Source organism: Williamsia herbipolensis (assembly GCF_036153515.1).
Lineage (GTDB): Bacteria > Actinomycetota > Actinomycetes > Mycobacteriales > Mycobacteriaceae > Williamsia_A > Williamsia_A herbipolensis.
In genome coordinates, this window is sequence record NZ_CP108021.1 from 2087837 (window position 1) to 2104506 (window position 16670).

Annotated in this window: 15 protein-coding genes; 5 read left to right on the forward strand and 10 right to left on the reverse strand. The window is 68.3% G+C overall.

Annotated features, from left to right (window positions below; all coding sequences use genetic code 11):
* Nucleotides 1-99 precede the first annotated feature (99 nt).
* Genes atzF through OG579_RS09440 form a run of 5 tightly spaced genes read right to left on the reverse strand, consistent with a single transcriptional unit; the run spans nucleotide 100 to nucleotide 6852 of the window.
* Nucleotides 100-1758: an allophanate hydrolase gene (gene atzF / locus OG579_RS09420; RefSeq protein WP_328858914.1), complete on the reverse strand. Its 1659-nt coding sequence runs from the start codon at nucleotides 1756-1758 to the stop codon at nucleotides 100-102.
* Entirely contained in the window at nucleotides 1755-3755 is a 2001-nt protein-coding gene (locus OG579_RS09425; RefSeq protein WP_328858915.1) for a 5-oxoprolinase/urea amidolyase family protein, read from the reverse strand. Before OG579_RS09425 ends, atzF begins: the two co-directional genes overlap by 4 nt.
* Entirely contained in the window at nucleotides 3755-4432 is a 678-nt protein-coding gene (locus OG579_RS09430) for an urea amidolyase associated protein UAAP2 (protein ID WP_328858916.1), read from the reverse strand. The genes OG579_RS09425 and OG579_RS09430 overlap by 1 nt, the downstream gene beginning before the upstream one ends.
* Nucleotides 4433-4447: 15 nt before the next feature.
* The gene (locus OG579_RS09435) at nucleotides 4448-5284 is read right to left on the reverse strand and encodes an urea amidolyase associated protein UAAP1 (RefSeq protein WP_328858917.1); all 837 of its coding nucleotides are present in this window, start codon (nucleotides 5282-5284) and stop codon (nucleotides 4448-4450) included.
* Nucleotides 5281-6852 carry an amino acid permease gene (locus OG579_RS09440; RefSeq protein WP_328858918.1) on the reverse strand — a complete coding sequence of 524 codons (1572 nt, stop codon included), beginning with the start codon at nucleotides 6850-6852 and terminating at the stop codon, nucleotides 5281-5283. Before OG579_RS09440 ends, OG579_RS09435 begins: the two co-directional genes overlap by 4 nt.
* A gap of 165 nt (nucleotides 6853-7017) precedes the next feature.
* Here OG579_RS09440 and OG579_RS09445 point away from each other — a divergent pair, with 165 nt between their 5' ends.
* Together OG579_RS09445 and OG579_RS09450 are read left to right on the forward strand one after the other, a co-directional pair.
* Nucleotides 7018-7635: a TetR/AcrR family transcriptional regulator gene (locus OG579_RS09445; RefSeq protein WP_408068773.1), complete on the forward strand. Its 618-nt coding sequence runs from the start codon at nucleotides 7018-7020 to the stop codon at nucleotides 7633-7635.
* Between the two features lie 92 nt (nucleotides 7636-7727).
* Nucleotides 7728-8015, forward strand: a complete 288-nt coding sequence (locus OG579_RS09450) for a putative quinol monooxygenase (protein WP_328858919.1) — start codon at nucleotides 7728-7730, stop codon at nucleotides 8013-8015.
* Nucleotides 8016-8050: 35 nt separating this feature from the next.
* On the opposite strand, the gene OG579_RS09455 is transcribed toward OG579_RS09450, so the two are convergent.
* Together OG579_RS09455 and OG579_RS09460 are read right to left on the reverse strand one after the other, a co-directional pair.
* On the reverse strand, nucleotides 8051-8659 hold the full coding sequence (locus tag OG579_RS09455; protein WP_408068818.1) for a TetR/AcrR family transcriptional regulator: 609 nt from the start codon (nucleotides 8657-8659) through the stop codon (nucleotides 8051-8053).
* Between the two features lie 48 nt (nucleotides 8660-8707).
* Complete coding sequence (locus tag OG579_RS09460) at nucleotides 8708-10237, reverse strand: aldehyde dehydrogenase family protein (RefSeq protein WP_328859204.1); 1530 nt, start codon at nucleotides 10235-10237, stop codon at nucleotides 8708-8710.
* Nucleotides 10238-10328: 91 nt separating this feature from the next.
* On the opposite strand from OG579_RS09460, the gene OG579_RS09465 reads away from it, so the two are divergent.
* The 3 genes from OG579_RS09465 to OG579_RS09475 all read left to right on the forward strand — a co-directional run bounded on the left by OG579_RS09465 (nucleotide 10329) and on the right by OG579_RS09475 (nucleotide 13246).
* Nucleotides 10329-10715, forward strand: coding sequence for a hypothetical protein (locus tag OG579_RS09465; RefSeq protein WP_328858921.1), 387 nt, complete (start codon nucleotides 10329-10331; stop codon nucleotides 10713-10715).
* A gap of 321 nt (nucleotides 10716-11036) precedes the next feature.
* The gene (locus tag OG579_RS09470; RefSeq protein WP_328858922.1) at nucleotides 11037-12578 is read left to right on the forward strand and encodes an HNH endonuclease signature motif containing protein; all 1542 of its coding nucleotides are present in this window, start codon (nucleotides 11037-11039) and stop codon (nucleotides 12576-12578) included.
* A 38-nt stretch (nucleotides 12579-12616) separates the two neighbouring features.
* The gene (locus tag OG579_RS09475; protein WP_328858923.1) at nucleotides 12617-13246 is read left to right on the forward strand and encodes a class I SAM-dependent methyltransferase; all 630 of its coding nucleotides are present in this window, start codon (nucleotides 12617-12619) and stop codon (nucleotides 13244-13246) included.
* A 123-nt stretch (nucleotides 13247-13369) separates the two neighbouring features.
* On the opposite strand, the gene OG579_RS09480 is transcribed toward OG579_RS09475, so the two are convergent.
* From OG579_RS09480 to OG579_RS09490, 3 genes are read right to left on the reverse strand one after another with little or no spacing between them, the layout of a single operon-like run.
* Entirely contained in the window at nucleotides 13370-14524 is a 1155-nt protein-coding gene (locus tag OG579_RS09480) for an acetyl-CoA C-acetyltransferase (protein ID WP_328858924.1), read from the reverse strand.
* Between the two features lie 17 nt (nucleotides 14525-14541).
* Nucleotides 14542-15363, reverse strand: a complete 822-nt coding sequence (locus OG579_RS09485; protein ID WP_328858925.1) for an SDR family oxidoreductase — start codon at nucleotides 15361-15363, stop codon at nucleotides 14542-14544.
* The gene (locus OG579_RS09490) at nucleotides 15360-16613 is read right to left on the reverse strand and encodes an acyl-CoA dehydrogenase family protein (protein ID WP_328858926.1); all 1254 of its coding nucleotides are present in this window, start codon (nucleotides 16611-16613) and stop codon (nucleotides 15360-15362) included. The genes OG579_RS09485 and OG579_RS09490 overlap by 4 nt, the downstream gene beginning before the upstream one ends.
* Nucleotides 16614-16670 lie beyond the last annotated feature (57 nt).

The following is a 16670-nucleotide window of genomic DNA, read 5'->3' on the forward strand; positions in this document are numbered from 1 at the left end:
GACCGCGAGGAGGACGACCTTCGTCCACGAGGCCGACTCGTCACCGGAGTGTCGTTGTGACTGCCGTCCACGGTGGCAAATCCGAGGTCGGAGCCGGTCTCAGCGATCCAGCCAGTGATCGACGGTCAGATCGGTCCCGGCGGCGAGAGCCTGGGCCTGCGCGCCGAACCCCACGATGTCGGACCCGTCGGCGAGCTCGATCGATCCCAGCAGCATCGGCGCCGGCAGCTCCGCGAGGAAGCCACCCAGCGCGGCCGACGACAGGACCCACTTCTCGCCGCGGATCGCCCGCCCGCCGACATCGTCGCGGACCAATCCGGGTTTCGGCGGCGTCGTGTCGAGTGCGACGAGACGATAGGCCGGTGCGGTGAGCACCTCACCCGCCCACCGGGCACCGCGGTCGACGAGCTGGTGATCGAGCGGTTGTCCCCGCAGGTGTGCGCCGAACACGGCGAGTTCGACCGTGTCGCTGACCTTCTCGGCCCAGCTCGGCCGGGAGTCAACTCCGGCAAGACGGCGCGCGAGATCGACGAGCACCGCGTCGCGATGGGATCCCGAGAGCAGGGTGACACCGAACTGTGCGGGCCCGGCCATACCGGCGGGGACGGCGAGAGCGCACATGTCGAAGAGGTTGCAGAAGTTCGTGAACGTGCCCATGCGCGAGTTCACGCCGACGGGGTCGGCGGCCACCTCGGCAAGCGTCGGATGCGCCGGGGCGGTCGGGACCACGAGCACGTCGACACCGTCGAGGAGGGCGAGAGCGGACGCGGCGAGATCGGCGACCCGTCTGCGGTCGGCGAGCAGGTCGGTTGCCGAGAACCGTGACGCCGCACCGATGATGCGCGCCACGGTGGGATCGAGATCCGGCGCCCCCGTCCCCACGAACCCACCGACGGCATCGTGGCGTTCGGCGACCAGCGCGCCGTCGTAGAGCAGCGCGGCCGCGGCCAGGAAGTCGGTCATGTCGATCTCGCGGACCGAAAAGTCTGTTGCAGCTGCGGTCTCGACGTAGCGGCTGAATGCCGCCCGCCACTCCGAGTCGAGCATCGACAGGTCGGCGGGAACGGCGATCACCGGGTCCCGGGTCGCGGAGAGCGCCGTGTCGGAGGGGAACGGCCGCGGGCCGGCCGCCGTCGCCATCACACCCATCGCCCGGTCGGCGGTGTCGAGGTCGGCGGCGAACACCGTGACGCAGTCGTAACTGGCACACGCCGGCACGACACCCTCGGTGGAGACGACCCCCACCGTCGGCTTGATCCCGACGATGCCCTGCAGGCCCGCCGGCACCCGACCCGAGCCGGCCGTGTCGGTCCCGATCGCGATGTCGGCGAACCCGAGGGCCACGGCCACCGCCGACCCCGAACTCGAGCCCCCGGAGATGTGATCGGGTCGGCGCGAATCCCGGACCGCGCCATAGGGGCTGCGCGTCCCGACCAGGCCGGTCGCGAACTGGTCGAGGTTGGTCTTGCCGATCACGACCGCGCCCGCGGCACGCAGTACGGCCACGGCCGGCGCGTCGGAGTGGGCGATGCGCGCGAACGACGGGCACCCGGCCGTGGTCGGCAGCCCGGCGACGTCGACGTTGTCCTTGACGGCGAGCACCACACCGGCGAGCGGCCCGGCTGCGGCCACCGATGCGGCCAGCTCGGCCTCGACCTCACGTTCGGGGCGCAGGTGGATGAACACCTCACCGCGCCCGGTGCGTGCGATCTCGGCGTGGATCCCGGCGATGCGGCCGGTCGCGACGGTCGCGGTCACGCGACACGCTCCCGGGCGACGGAGACCTCGCCGCCGTCGGACCATCGGCGACGTTCGAGCGCGCGTGCGGCCTCCATCGCCGCCCGCGATGCCGTGATGTCCTCGGCGTTCGCGTCGAGGAACGCCTGGTGCTCGGCGATGGAGAACCGCCCCTCGTCGATCCGGATGTGGCCACGACCGGCGGCGGTGTCGGCGCGCATGTCGAGCAGTTCCTCCGCGCTCACCGGGTACCAGCGGATGCGGTCGAAGAACCGCAGCAGCCAGGGGTTCTCGGGGTCGAAGCCGACGGTGGCCTGCGGGTGACGGTGGTTCCAGACCTGCGTGGTGCGTCCCACGAACTGGTAGCCACCCGGGCCCTCCATCCCGTAGACACACAGGTACGCGCCGCCGATACCGACGGCGTTCTCCGGCGTCCACGTGCGGGCAGGGTTGTACTTGGTGGTGACCAGCCGGTGTCGCGGATCGGTCGGGACCGCCACCGGCGCACCGAGATACACATCTCCCAGTCCGAGGACGAGGTACTCGGCGTCGAACACCACGCGGTGCACGTCGTCGACCGACGGCAGTCCGTTCATGCGTCGGATGAACTCGATGTTCCACGGGCACCACGGCGCATCGGCGCGGACGCCGTGGATGTAGCGTTCGGTGGCCTCGCGCGTCGCCGGGTCGTCCCACGACAGGGGCAGATGTACGGTGCGGCTCTCGACGACGAGATCGGTGACCGACGGGAGTTCGGCCTCGCACTCACGCAACCACGCGAGTACGGTCTGCTGACCGATGCACGACGGATCGAACTTGACCTGCAGCGAACGGATGCCGGGTGTGAGATCGACGAGGCCCGCGGGACGGTCGTGCTCGATCCGTTCGGCCAGCGCGTGTACACGTGCCCGTGATGCGAGATCGAGTGCCATGTCGCCGTATTCGACGAGCACGTTGTCGTCACCGCTGCGGCGGTAGGTGACGGTGGACCCGCCGTCGACGGTGTCGGCGGTCGCGAGCACGCCGTGGTCGTCGTCGCCGCCGGTGGAGACCACCGGGATGTACTGCGAGCGTCGCGATCCGCCGATCGCCCTCGGATCGGCGGCCTCACCGGCCCGCACGGGGACGAACCGCACGCGGTTGCCCGGGGCGATCTGGCCCAGTTTCCATCGGTCGGCGGTGGTGACGGTCACCGGGCACACGAAACCGCCCAGGCTGGGGCCGTCGGGGCCCAGCAGGATCGGGGTGTCGCCGGTGAAGTCGAGGGCGCCCACCGAGTAGGCGGTGTCGTGGATGTTCGACGGGTGCAAGCCCGCCTCTCCCCCGTCGTCGCGCGCCCAGCGCGGCTTGGGCCCTATGAGGCGGATGCCGGTGCGGTCGGAGTTGAAGTGCGCCTCGTAGTCGGTCGCGTACAGGGTCGCGATGTCGTCGTCGGTGAAGAACTCCGGTGCACTGTGCGGACCGACGGTGACTGCGAGCTCCCAGCGCGACCCGATGGCGGGTTCCTCCTCGTACTGGATGCGTCGCGCGACACCCGCGGGGGCGTGATCGGCGACGGTGAGCTGATCGCCGTCGCGCAGGGAACGTCCGTCCTTGCCGCCGAAGCGGCCGAGGGTGAACGTCGCTGCGCTGCCGAGGAACTCCTGTGCGGAGAACCCTCCGGCGACGGCGATGTACGCCCGCATGCCGAGGGTGACCGCGCCGACCGCCAGCACCGATCCCGCCGTGACGGCGATGGGGGCGCACTGCGCGACCGGCTCACCGTCGAGGGTGACCGGCGCCGGGGCCCCGGTCACGGCGACGACGGCGTCGCCGGTGAAACGCAGGGCCGGGCCGATCATGGTGGCCTCCAGGGCCGGCACGCCCTCGGGGTTGCCGACGGCGATGTTGGCGAGCCGGAACGACAGGTCGTCCATCGGCCCCGACGGCGGCACGCCGACGCCCCAGTACCCGATCCGCCCCGGCCAGTCCTGCACGGTGGTCATCGGTCCGGCGCGCTCGACGACGATCGTCGACATCAGCCGGCCTCGGGTCGGGTGACGATCACACGCACGGCGGTCGGGTCGAATCCGTTGCAGGGGTTGTTGATCTGCGGACAGTTCGAGATCAGGACGAGGGTGTCGACCTCGGCACGCAGGGCCAGCCGCTTGCCGGGCGCCGAGAGACCGTCGACGATGCCCAGCGCGCCGTCGGGATCGACCGGGACGTTCATGAAGAAGTTCACGTTGCCGACCATGTCGCGCTTGCCCAGGCCGTGCCGTGCGCCCTCGATCAGGAAGTTCTCGACGCACGCGTGCTGATGCTTCGTGTGGTGGCCGTACCGCAACGTGTTCGACTCCTGCGAGCAGGCGCCGCCGAGGGTGTCGTGATTGCCGACCTCGTCGGCGACGATGGTCATCAGCGGGTTCGACTCCTGGTCGCGGATCACCGAACCGGTCGTCAGGAACACGTTGCCCTGGGCGCTGATCGTCGCCTGCGCCGAGTAGCGGGCCGCGGGATCGACCGTCCCGCCGGCGGTCACGCCGTAGAACAGGGTGTCGACGGCCTGGTTGCCGTACAGATCGACGATCGTGAGGACGTCACCGGCCACGACGACCTGTGACCACGGGCCGCGGGGGTCGACCTCGGAGTCGGTGATGACGGTGCCTGGGACCAGCGCCTGATCGGCGGCGGTCGCTACAGCGGGGGCAGACATGGAGAGCTCCTCTGGTCAGGACGCGGCGAGGACCGCGTCCTCGGAATTGGCCACGGCGCGTCGGTATTCGGGATCGGCGTCGTCGGCGCGGTCGATCAGGTCGGCGAGGTCGGCGTGGGCACGCCAGGCCAGCACCTCGAGCGGACCGGTGTCGAACTCCGGCGCCGGGTCGACCGGGTGTGCGGTGTTGGCGATCGCGACGATGCACGGCAGGTGCAGGACGAGGTCGACGCACTTGTCGAGTCCGGCCGACCCCTTCGAGGTGAGGTTCCCGTCGGATTCGACGACGACCCCGTGGAAGAACGACACCGACGGCGCGACGTCTGCGGGGGTGAGTCCGTGTTTCGCGGCGGCGACGGTGAACAGTTCGCGCCCGGCCGGGCTCTGCGAATGGAGTTGTCCCGAGCCGTACTTCGCCGCGTTGCCGGCGAGGGTGGTGGTGCCGCAGAGGGCGTCGTGGTGGCCGGAGTCGTCGGCGACCACGGTCGCGAGCACTCGACCCTGGTCGCTCAGCAGGGGGTGCCCCTCGCCGAGGTAGGCCTGCCACGGCACCTTCACGGTGTCGGCGACGTTGAGTCGCTCCCACGGGGCGTCGGCGCGCCACAACAGGAGGTGCGCGCACGCGCTGCCGGTGACGTCGCGCAGACGCAGTCGGGTCCCGCGAGCGAGGACCTTGGTCGCGTAGCGACCGCCGGGAACGGTCTCGGCCCAGGTCATGGCGTCGGGCGCGACACCGCTCGGAGGCTGCGGCCAGCGCGACGCCGGCACCACCGGCATCGAGTCGGTGATCGCACCCTCCTGAGCGCGTGCGTGCGCCTTGGCCCCGGCGGTGGAGGCGGTGGGCGCGCTCATCGCGACCGCTTCGCGCCGACGAGAGCGTCGGTCGGGACCGGTGCGCCGGGGAGGTTGCGGACCCGGAGGTAGGCCGCGGCTCCGACGACGAGGGTGAGCGCCACGAAGATGATCGCGAAATAGTGCAGGAACCACGATGTGCCGTCGGGGTCGTACACCTCGGCGCGCGGCCAGGCGATGTTGATCATCAGCAGCGTGCCCATCACGACGGCGATGACGTTGACGAGGATCCCCCATCGACCGAGATCGAAGACCGGGCGACCGAAGCTCAGGCTGGTGCCGCGCAGCCGGTGGATCAGCGCGGGGATCGTGACCATGAGGTAGGCGATGTAGACGATGACCACCGAGACGCTGGTGATGGCGGCGAACACGCCGGCCTGACCGAGGTTGACCAGCAGGACCGCGATCGCCAGGGCGCTCACCACGATGCCGGTGTTGACCGGGGTCCCGGTGCGGGAGTTGACCTTCGCCAGGAACGATCCGAACGGGAGTCGGTTGTCACGGGCCATGGAGAACATGACGCGCGACGCCGAGGCCTGGATGGCGAGGGTGGCCGAGAAGATGGCGATCGCGACGATCGTCAGCAGGGTCTTTCCCATCCAGGTGTCGAGCTGGCTCGTGATCACCCAGGCGATGCCGTCGGCGGACAGCTCGGGAGCACCCAGCGAGGGGGCCGCCATCAGCGCGCCGAGGATCATCAGGCCGCCGCCGATGAACGAGACGAGCAACGCGTTCACGATCGCCTTGGGCGCGGTGCGGCGCGGGTCGCGGGTCTCCTCGGACAGCTCTGCAGCAGAGTCGAATCCGTACATCACGTAGGCGGCCATCAGCATCGAGGCGAGGAACCCCGGCAGGTAGCCCAGACCCGTACCGTGACCTCCGGTGTCGAGGACGGCCTGTGCGGGCGTGCGCTCGGAGTGGACGAACATGAGCACCACGAGCAGGACCACCCCGATGATCTCGATGGTGACGCCGATGATGGTGATGCGGCCCATGAACGACACACCGACGGCGCTGATGACGGTGCACAGCGCAATCGTGATGCTGCCCAGGATGATCGCGTTCGTCGCGCCCGAGACCGACGCGAGCGCGGTGTCGCTGCCGACGAGTTGGAAGCCCGACCAGATCGACGGGAGCACACTCTGCATCGCGATCGCCAGCGCCGAGACGCTCACGATGTAACCGATCAGCATGAACCACCCGGCGAACCAGCCGACCCCGTCGCCGGCCAGGCGCCGCGACCACTGATAGATGGCGCCGGCGACCGGGAACTTGCCCGACAGTTCGGCGAACACCAGGCAGACGCAGAACTGGCACACGAACACGATCGGCCAGGTGAAGAAGAAGCTCGGCCCACCGAGCCCGAATCCCAGTGCGAACAGGGCGAACACGGTGGTGAGGATGGACACGAAGGAGAACCCGGAGGCGAAGGCGGCGTATCCGCCGATGCCTCGGTGCAGTTCCTGGGTGTAGCCGAGTTGCGAGAGGGCCTCGGCGTCGGCGGCCGAGGAGTACTGCCCGCCGTCGTCTCGTGCGGCGGCGGTGGTGGGTGGTTCGAGGGCGGTCATGTCAGCACTCCTGTGTCTCGTGCCCGCTGCATCACCGGAGCGGTTTTCTATCGGATGATCGAAATGTAACGACCTCCGGGTTTCCGGCGGTTTCGCGTCTGTGAACACCGTGTCAACGAGTGCTCACCGTCGAGGCGACCGCTGTTCGGCAGTAACCTCGGGCGGGTGAGCATCCGTCAGCCCGCCACGACGGGACCCGGTCGACCGCGCCTGGTGGCGCAGCGCCGCGTCGGCGGCAACCCGCGCGAGGAGATCCTCGACGCGGCCGGGGAACTGTTCACCACACAGGGTTTCGCGGGTACGTCGACCCGCGCGATCGCCGAGGCGGTGGGGTTACGCCAGGCGTCGCTCTACCACCACTTCGGGACCAAGGAGGACATCCTCGCGGCACTGCTGCAGGAGACCGTCTCGCCCACCATGGACTTCGCGCTCGCTCTGGATCCCGACGCCGACGCGCGGGACCGGATGACCGACCTGGTCCGCTTCGACGTCGACCAGCTCGTCACGTCGCGGTGGAACCTCGGTGCCCTGTACCTGTTGCCCGACGTGCGCGGTGAGCGGTTCGAGGACTTCCGGTCGGCACGCCTCGCCCTGCGCGACGTCTACGCGGCGATCGCCGGCGAGATCGTGGGCCACGACGACCCGCGAACCGCCGTGCCGTTCCGCCTGGTGGAGTCGGTGATCGCCCTGCGGTCCGACGGCGAGCTGGGCGCCAACGAGGCGGCCGGTCGTGCCGCCGTCACCGATCTCGTCGTCGACGCGGTGCTGCGGATCCTGCGCTGAGCCACTCGCGCCCCACGCATACGCGCGACCGGTACGTTCGAGGCGAAGGTGTCGGCGTCCGCCGAGACCTCGAGCGCGAAGGAGCGTTGTCGATGAGCGATCTGCATGTGGTGGCGACCATCCCGGCCAAGCCCGGATTCGAGAAGGAGGTCGGAGACGCACTCGCCGAGCTCGCCGTCGCGACCCGCGACGAGCCTGGCTGCATCTCCTACGACCTCTACGAATCACAGGCCGAGCCGGGCACTTTCGTCACCGTCGAGCTGTGGAAGGCGCAGTCCGATCTCGACGCCCACATGGCCTCGCCGCACCTGACCGCGGCCATGGGCAAGGTCGGCGAGCATCTCGGCGCACTCAAGATCCACCCACTCACCGCGAAGTAGCGGCGCGGCCCGCTGATCGGGCGACCAGTGATCGATCAGCGCGGGACGAGTCCGTGCAGGACGACGCCGAGATACTGATCGGCCACCGTCTGCGCGGGCATCGTCCCGCCCGGCCGGTACCACCGCACGGCCACCCACACGGTGTCGCGGAGAAAGCGGTAGACCAGCTCGACGTCGAGATCGGCGCGAAAAGTGCCGTCGCGCACGCCCTTGGCCAGGATCGTCTCCCACAGTCCGCGGAACTCGCGATTGCGTTCGGCGATGTAGCCGAACCGTTCCAGCGACGACAGGCGCTTGGCCTCGTCCTGATAGATGGCCACCGCGTGGTGGTCGCGATCGATCGACTCGAACGACGCGACCACCAACTGGGTCAGGGCCTCGTCGGCGGGCGGATCGGCGTCCACGATCTCGTGATAGCGCGCGAACAGGTCGTCGAGGAACTGCCGCAGGATCTCGTCGACCATCGACTCCTTGGAGTCGAAGTGGTGATACAGACTGCCCGACAGGATGCCCGCCGCGTCGGCGATGTCGCGGACGGTGGTGGTGCGCAGACCCTGCTCGGCGAACATGCGCCCGGCGAGGGCGAGCAGCTCGTCGCGTCGTGACGAGGCCACGGGCGGCCACCTTCCCGATCGAGGGTCGATCGCATCGACCCTAGCAAGCGCTCGGTTCGGCGACCTGCCCGTCGGCGGTCAGCGGTTCTTGCGCGTCGCCCGCCGCGTGATCCACTTCCACATCGACAGCTGGAGATTCGTCGAACGACTGTCCATGGAGGTGAACGGCGCCGACATCAGCTGCCCGAAGCTGATCGGCATCCGCGAGTGGGTGACCGCGCGGGCGTGCGAGAACGTCGCGAAGCCGAATTTGCCGTGATAGCTGCCCATTCCGCTGCCGCCGACACCGCCGAACGGCAGTTCGGCGCTGAGCAGGTTGAGCGCGAAGTCGTTGCCGTTCACCGATCCCGAGCGCGTGGACCGCTGCAGCGCCTCGTACCGCTCGTTGTCGGGGCCGAACCAGTAGATGGTCAGCGGGTGTCCGTGGCCGTTGATGTGGTCGACGGCCTCGGAGAGGTCGCGATAGGGATAGAGCGTCAGCACGGGGCCGAAGACCTCGTCCTCCTCGATCTTCATCCCCGCCTTCACACCGGTCAGCACGGTCGGCGGGATCTTGCGCGCGTCGGCGTCGGGCAGCTTCTCACCCGGCGGGACCACCTGCCGCTTGGTGGCGCCGAGGCTGACGGCGTCGTCGATGAGATCGACGATGCGCGTGTAGTTCTTCTCGTTGACCGTCGAGGTGAACTGCTCGTTGTGCAGGATCGAGGGGTAGTTCTGTCGCCACCGCGCGACGATGAGATCGGTGAAGCGCTGCAGGTGGGCCTCGGGCACGAAGGCGTAGTCGGGGCAGAGGCAGACCTGGCCGCTGTTGACCATCCGGGCGTCGGCGAGACGCTTGGCCGCGTCCTCGATGTCGGCGTCGATGTCGATCACGACCGGGTTCTTGCCGCCGAGCTCGAGGGTGACCGGCACCAGGTTGCGGCCGGCCTCGGTGGCGACCGAGGCGCCCACCCCGGGTGAACCGGTGAAGAACATGTGGTCGACCTTGAGCTTCGCGAAGTCCGAGCCCGAACCGTGTGCGCCGGTGAGGACCGCGAACTCCTCCAGCGAGAAGTAGTCGGGCGCGTGCTTCGCCAGCACCGCGGTGGTGCGGGCGGTCACCGACGAGGGCCGCATCATCACCCGGTTGCCGGCCGCGAACGCCGAGCCGGCCGGGACCACGGTCAGCTGCAACGGGAAGTTCCAAGGGCCCATGATGCCGACGACGCCGAGCGGGTCGTGCCGGATGCGCTGCGAGAACCCGGCGACGGCCATCGACTTCGCGACCTTCTCGGTGCGCATCCACTGTGCGACGTGCTTGCGCTGATGGGCGAGGTCGATCATGCAGCCGGCCACGTCGGTGGCGATCGAGAGGTCGCGCGGTCGGGTGCCGAAGTCGGCGTCGAGCGCCTCGGCGATCTCCTCGGCGTTGTCGAGCAACAGGGCCGACAGTCGGTTGATCCGGTCGATACGGGTGGCCGCGTCGGGGATGCCGTCGCGCAGGAAGGCCGCGCGCTGCAGTTCGAGGAGCTCGTCGAGCGACCGCTCGTCGGCCGACCGGAAATGCGCGGCCGGGGCCTTCTGCGTGCTGGGTGTGCTCATGCGGGTCGATCTCCTTGATCGTTCAATGAAACAAACTCATCGATGTGTTGCTTTGCAGTATGCGCCACATCACACCTCCCGCGCCACCGGGTGGGCTCGGACCGTAGAGTTCGGCCTCATGAGAGACCTGCTCCCGGTGATCGGTCTGTGGTCGCTCGCGGTCGGCGCGCTGTCCGGTTTCGCGATGGTGCTCGTCGTCGACAAACCGCAGTACCTGCACAAGGTCGGCATCAAGCACCACCGTCGCGTGTTCCAGACGCACCTCGACTGGATCCTCATGGGCCTGCTGCTGATCGCCGTCGGACTCGTCGCGACCGACACCCCCGCATGGGTCCTGGTGCTCGTCACCATCGGCGCGATCGTCAACCCGCTGCTGTTCGTGCCGCTCGCCTTCGACGAGAAGATCCAGGAGACGCTCGCCTACCGCACCGCGTCAGGACTCTCGTTCGTGTCGCTGTCGGCGGGCCTCGTCGCCGTCGCCATCGCGCAGACCATCGCCTACTGATCGACGAATGGCTGACTGTGTGGAAACGGCCGTCGAGTGCGTGACCCGCGGTTGCTGACTGTGTGAAAACGGCCGTCGAGAGCGCGACCCGCGGTTGCTGACTGTGTGGAAACGGCCGTCGAGTGTGCTGACAGCGCATCGTGAGCCGACGACGAGACAACGCACACTCGGCGTCCGGCTTCCGCACCGTCAGCGGCACCAGAACGCAACCACCCACCCGAAATGCACTCACGTTCAACACTATTCACGATAATTAATCACCCACACCTCGAACACGCGTGCTAGAGTAGACGTACAGTCACACCTGGGGAGGGGCAGTCCGTGAACGATCTCGTGGCGAAATACGCTGCCCTGCAATCTCTCGTGGCAGAGATCGCTGCGGAGACCTCGGACGCCCACGACGACGAGACCGTCGCGCAATTGGCGATCGACCACCACACCGTTGTCCGCCAATTCGAGTCCATCGGCAACCAGCGGATCCTCGAGGTCTCCGACCGCAACGCTCACAAGTCTGTCGGATGCGTGACCGTCACCGAATTCCTGCAGACGAAACTCCGCATCACCCACCCCAAGAAGCGGTTACAGGCGGTGCAGGCGTTGGAACCGCTACTTGCGATGACCGGTGAGAAACTGCCGCCGTTGTGCCCGAACACCGCTCGCGAGTTGGCCGCCGGAACGATCGGACCCGATCACGTGCACGCGGTCCTCGACGTGCTGAAGAAGATCCCGTCAGCGGTCGATGCCGAGCGTCGTGCGTTCGCCGAACAGACTCTCGCCGAGTTCGCGACGACGTTGACGCCGAAAGAGATCGGCGCCGCCGGAGTCCGGATCCTGGCGCACCTTGATCCGGACGGCACCCTCACCGATGACCGCGACCGGGCACGCAGCCGGAAACTGAACCTCGGCTGCCAGGACTCGCAGTTGATGTCGAAACTCACCGCCACACTCGATCCGATCACGCGGGCCCTGTTCGATGTCGTGCTCGCCAAGTGGGCGGCGCCCGGGATGAACAATCCTGATGACGATCAGTCACATACAGGCGATAACGTCGACGCCGATCCAGAGCTGCTGAAACAGGCGGCCGATCGGGACTACCGCTCGCAGTCCCAACGGAACCACGACGCCTTCAAGGCTCTGCTCGATGCGGCCGTCAACGGTGAGCTGCTGGGTGGGTCCCATCGGGGTTTGCCGCCGCAGATCATCGTCTCCATCACCGACGCCCAACTGCGTGAGCACGCCGGTGTTGCACGCACCGCCACGGGCAGTGACCTGCCGATCGGCGATGTCGTGAAGCTGGCCGCCGACGCCCAACCGCATCTCGCGGTGTTCGACGACGTCACCAATGAGCCGTTGTTCTTCGGCCGCGGCCGGCGCCTCGCGTCGCAGGCGCAACGGTTGATGGCCTTCGCCCAGTACAAGGGTTGTAGCAAAGACGACTGTCGTGTCCCGTTTGCGCACACCGAAATGCATCACGCCGAGACCGATTGGGCTGACGGCGGAAACACCGACTCTCCGCACTTGGCACCTGCGTGCGCGCGCCACAACCGGGCCGTCGGACCTGAACCCCATCAGTGGACGACCGAGGAGATCACCGCCGGCCCCGACCGGGGACGGTATGGCTGGCGACGCAACACCGACCCACCCGAGAAGCTCCGCTCAAACCGCCTATACCGTATCGACGAACTGCTCCAACAGCATTCGGATACCGACGAGCCCAAGGTCGGCCCACTGGACACCGTTGATTCACCACCGACAGTCAGCGACATCGAACACCAACTCGTCCGCATCGCGGTCGGGCGGCTCCCACGTGCCCCGCGTATCGACATCACGTGGCCGGACGCTCCGCTGTACCCCGCGGCCTAGCGGTCGACCCGATCTGTACGACGGTACGATCGAACGTCGTGAGGAAACGTCCAGCGCCGTCGTCGTCACACGCGGCCGACAGTCCACGGTGGAACCACAACATCCACTACCACCGGCTGATCCTCGACACCGTGCCGGCCGATGCTCAGACCGCGCTCGACATCGGAACCGGGAACGGGCTGCTCGCCGCGGAACTCGCCGAGATCGTTCCCGACGTGATCGGAATCGATGTCCACGCGCCTGTCGTCGAGACGGCGAAGGCCGAGAGTTCGGATGTTCGCTGGATTGTCGGCGACGCGATGACCTATCCGTTCGAGCCCGGGTCGTTCGACGTCGTGGCGTCGGTCGCGACTCTGCATCACATCCCCGACATCGATGCAGCCCTACACCGGTGTGCGGACCTGGCCGCCCCGGGCGGGGTGGTCGCGATCGTCGGTCTCGGCCGCACGTCACGGCCGAGGGAGGTGGCTCTGCACATCGCGGGGCTCGTGCAGCACCAGTACCTGTCGCGCCGACGAGGACTGTGGGAGCACACCGCGCCTATCGTCTGGCCGCCTCCGCACACCTACACCGAGGTCGAGGCCGCCGTCGCTCGAGTCATGCCCGGGGCGGTGTTCCGACTGCTACCCCTGTGGCGATACATCCTCGTGTGGCACAAACCGAGATAGTCAGTTGCCCAACTGCGGGCGTTACCTGCCCAACTGCGGGCGTTACCTGCCCAACTGCGGGCGTTACCTGCCCAACTGCGGGCGTTACGTGCCCAACTGCGGGCGTTACGTGCCCAACTGGCGTCAGAGTCTCTCGATGATGGTGACGTTGGCGGTCCCGCCGCCCTCACACATCGTCTGGAGGCCGTAGCGGCCGCCGGTGCGCTCGAGTTCGTTCAGCAGGGTCGAGAACAGTTTCGCGCCGGTGGCGCCGAGGGGGTGGCCCAGGGCGATGCCGCCGCCGTTCGGGTTGACCCGGGCGGGATCGGCGCCGGTCTCCTTCAGCCAGGCCAGCACGACCGGAGCGAACGCCTCGTTGATCTCGACGACATCGATGTCGTCGATCGACAATCCGGTCTTCTCCAGCGCCCACTTCGTCGCGGGGATCGGAGCCGAGAGCATCATCACCGGGTCGTCACCGCGCACCGACAGGTGGTGGATCCGGGCGCGCGGGGTGAGGCCGTGCTGCTTCAGAGCCGCCTCCGACACGACCAGCGTTGCCGCGGCGCCGTCGCAGATCTGTGACGCGACAGCCGCGGTCAGCGACGATCCCTCGGCCAAGACCTTGAGCCCGGCCATCTTCTCGAGCGACGTCTCGCGGGGACACTCGTCGACGACGCACTCCCCCAGCGCCACGGTCTCCGTCTCGAAACGACCCTCGGCGATGGCGGCCAGCGCACGCTGATGCGACTGCAGGGCCCACCCCTCCATGTCCTCGCGGCTGATCTCCCACCGCTTGGCCATCATGTCCGCACCGGTGAACTGTGAGATGTCGGCGTCGCCGAAACGTTCGGCCCAGCCGTTCGATCCGCTGAACGGGGTGTCGAACCCGTACTCGCGCCCGGCGAGCATCGCCGACGAGATCGGGATGGCGCTCATGTTCTGGATGCCACCGGCGAGCACCACGTCCTGGGTTCCGCTCATCACCGCCTGGGCGGCGAAATGGATTGCCTGCTGGGATGATCCGCACTGGCGGTCGACGGTGGTGCCGGGTACGCCCAACGGCTGACCGGCTGCGAGCCATGCCGAACGGGCGATGTTGCCCGCCTGCGGTCCGATGGTGTCGACGCACCCGAAGATGACGTCGTCGACGGCATTCGGATCGATGCGGGTGCGCTCGAGGACGGCGTTGATGACGTGGGCACCCATGTCGGCGGGGTGCGTCTTCGCCAGCGACCCGTTGCGTTTGCCGACCGGGGTCCGGATGGAGTCGACGATGTAGGCCTGCGGTTGTGACATCGAGAGTTCCTTTTCGCTCAGGCGCGTTGGCTGGAGATCGAGACGATCTCGCCGGTCAGGTAGGTGGTGTAGTCGCTGGCGAGCATCGCGATGGTGGCGGCGATCTCCCACACCTCCGCGGCCCGGCCGTAGGCCTCCCGGGAGGCCAGTTCGTCGAGCAGTTCGTCGCTGGTCACCTTGGCCAGGAACGGGTGCTTCGCGATCGACGGCGCCACGGCGTTGATGCGCACGCCGTACTCGGCCGCCTCGATCGCCGAGCACCGGGTCAATGCCATCACGCCGGCTTTGGCTGCGGCGTAATGGGATTGGCCCTTCTGCGCACGCCAGCCGAGCACCGAGGCGTTGTTGACGATGACACCACCGTGGGGCACCGAGGCGAAGTACCGCAGTGCCGCGCGGGTGGCGCGGAAGGTGCTGTTCAGCGTGATGTCGAGGACGCGGTCCCACGCCTCGTCGGTCATCTCGACGATCGGCGTCTCGCCACCGAGGCCGGCGTTGTTGACCAGGACGTCGATCCGGCCGAGTTCGCGGGCCGCGACAGCGATGAGCTCGTCGACCTGACTGGTCTCGGAGACGTCGCAGACCGCCTGGGCCACGGTCTGATCCGGGAACTCGCCCACGAGTTTCTCGACGGTCTCACCGAGTCGGCGCTCGTGGAAGTCGCTGACGAGGACGTCGGCGCCCTCGAGCAGCGCACGACGTGCGGTGGCGAAACCGATGCCGGTCCCCGCCGCCGCGGTCACCACGACCTTGCGGCCCGCGAGCAGTCCGTGGCCGGGGATCTCCGCGGGCGGCACCGAGAGATCCGCAGGCGACTGGTCAGAAGAGGTGTCGGTCATGGTCGCGCCTCTCGCGGCAGGCCGAGCACCCGTTCGGCGATGATGGTGCGCTGGATCTCGTTCGAGCCACCGTAGATGGTGTCGGCGCGGGTGAAGAGGAACAACCGTTGCCAGGGACCGAGTTCGACACGTTCGGGCGTGGTGATGTCGTTGACGACGCCCTCGCTGGTGTGGTCGGGGGCGATGAGCGCCGGAGCCCCCGAGATGGCCATCGCGAGTTCGCCGAGTTCGCGGTGCCAGTTGGCCCACAGCAACTTCGACACCGACGCCTGGCCGCCGGCGCCGCCGGTGTCGACGGTGGCGAGGGTGCGCAGGGCGTGGGCGCGCATCACCTGCAGGCCCACGTGCGCCGACACCAGTCGCCGGCGGATGTCGGGATCGGACGCGGCGCCGGTGGCCTTCGCCAGGTCGATCAGTCGGTCGAGCTCCCGGGCGAAGCCGACCTGCTGGCCGAGGGTCGAGACGCCGCGCTCGAACTCGAGGAGTCCCATCGCGACCTTCCACCCGTCGCCCGGCGCACCGACGATGAGATCGGCGTCGGTGACGGCGTCGTCGAAAAAGACCTCGTTGAACTCCGATGTGCCGGTGAGCTGTTGAATGGGCCGCACGGTGATGCCGCGCTGGTCGAGCGGCACCAGCAGGAAGCCGAGGCCGTGGTGGCGCGTCGACCCGCGCTCGACACGGCACAGCACGAACACCCATTGCGCGACGTGGGCGAGTGAGGTCCAGATCTTCTGGCCGTTGATGACCCAGCGTCCGTCTTCGAGCCGTGCGGTGGTGGACACGTTCGCGAGATCGGATCCGGCGCCGGGTTCGGAGTATCCCTGGGCCCACAGCTCGGAGACGTCGGCGATCGGTGGGAGGAACCGTTCCTTCTGGGCGTCGGTGCCGAAGGCGATGAGCGTGGGACCCAGTAGTTCCTCACCGAGGTGGTTGACCCGTGCCGGGGCGTCGGCGCGGGCGTACTCGGTGTGGAACGCGATGCGCTGGGCGAGAGTGGCGTTGCGGCCGCCGTGTTCGGTCGGCCAACCGAGGCAGGTCCAGCCCGCGCGGGCCAGGTGCCGGTCCCAGTCGAGGCGTCGGTGAAAGAACTCGTGTTCGCTTCCCGGTCCACCACGTCCGACGAGGGACGCGAACTCCCCGGTCAGGTTCTCGCGTAGCCAGGTGCCGACCGACGACGCGAAGTCGTCCACCGATCCCGGATGTCGACCCAGGTCGACACCTCGGTCGGCAAGATTGGTCGCAGTCATGAGCCCTAGCGTAACCTACCAAGCACTTGCTTGTTTTTGCTGTCTCGTGACCCGAAG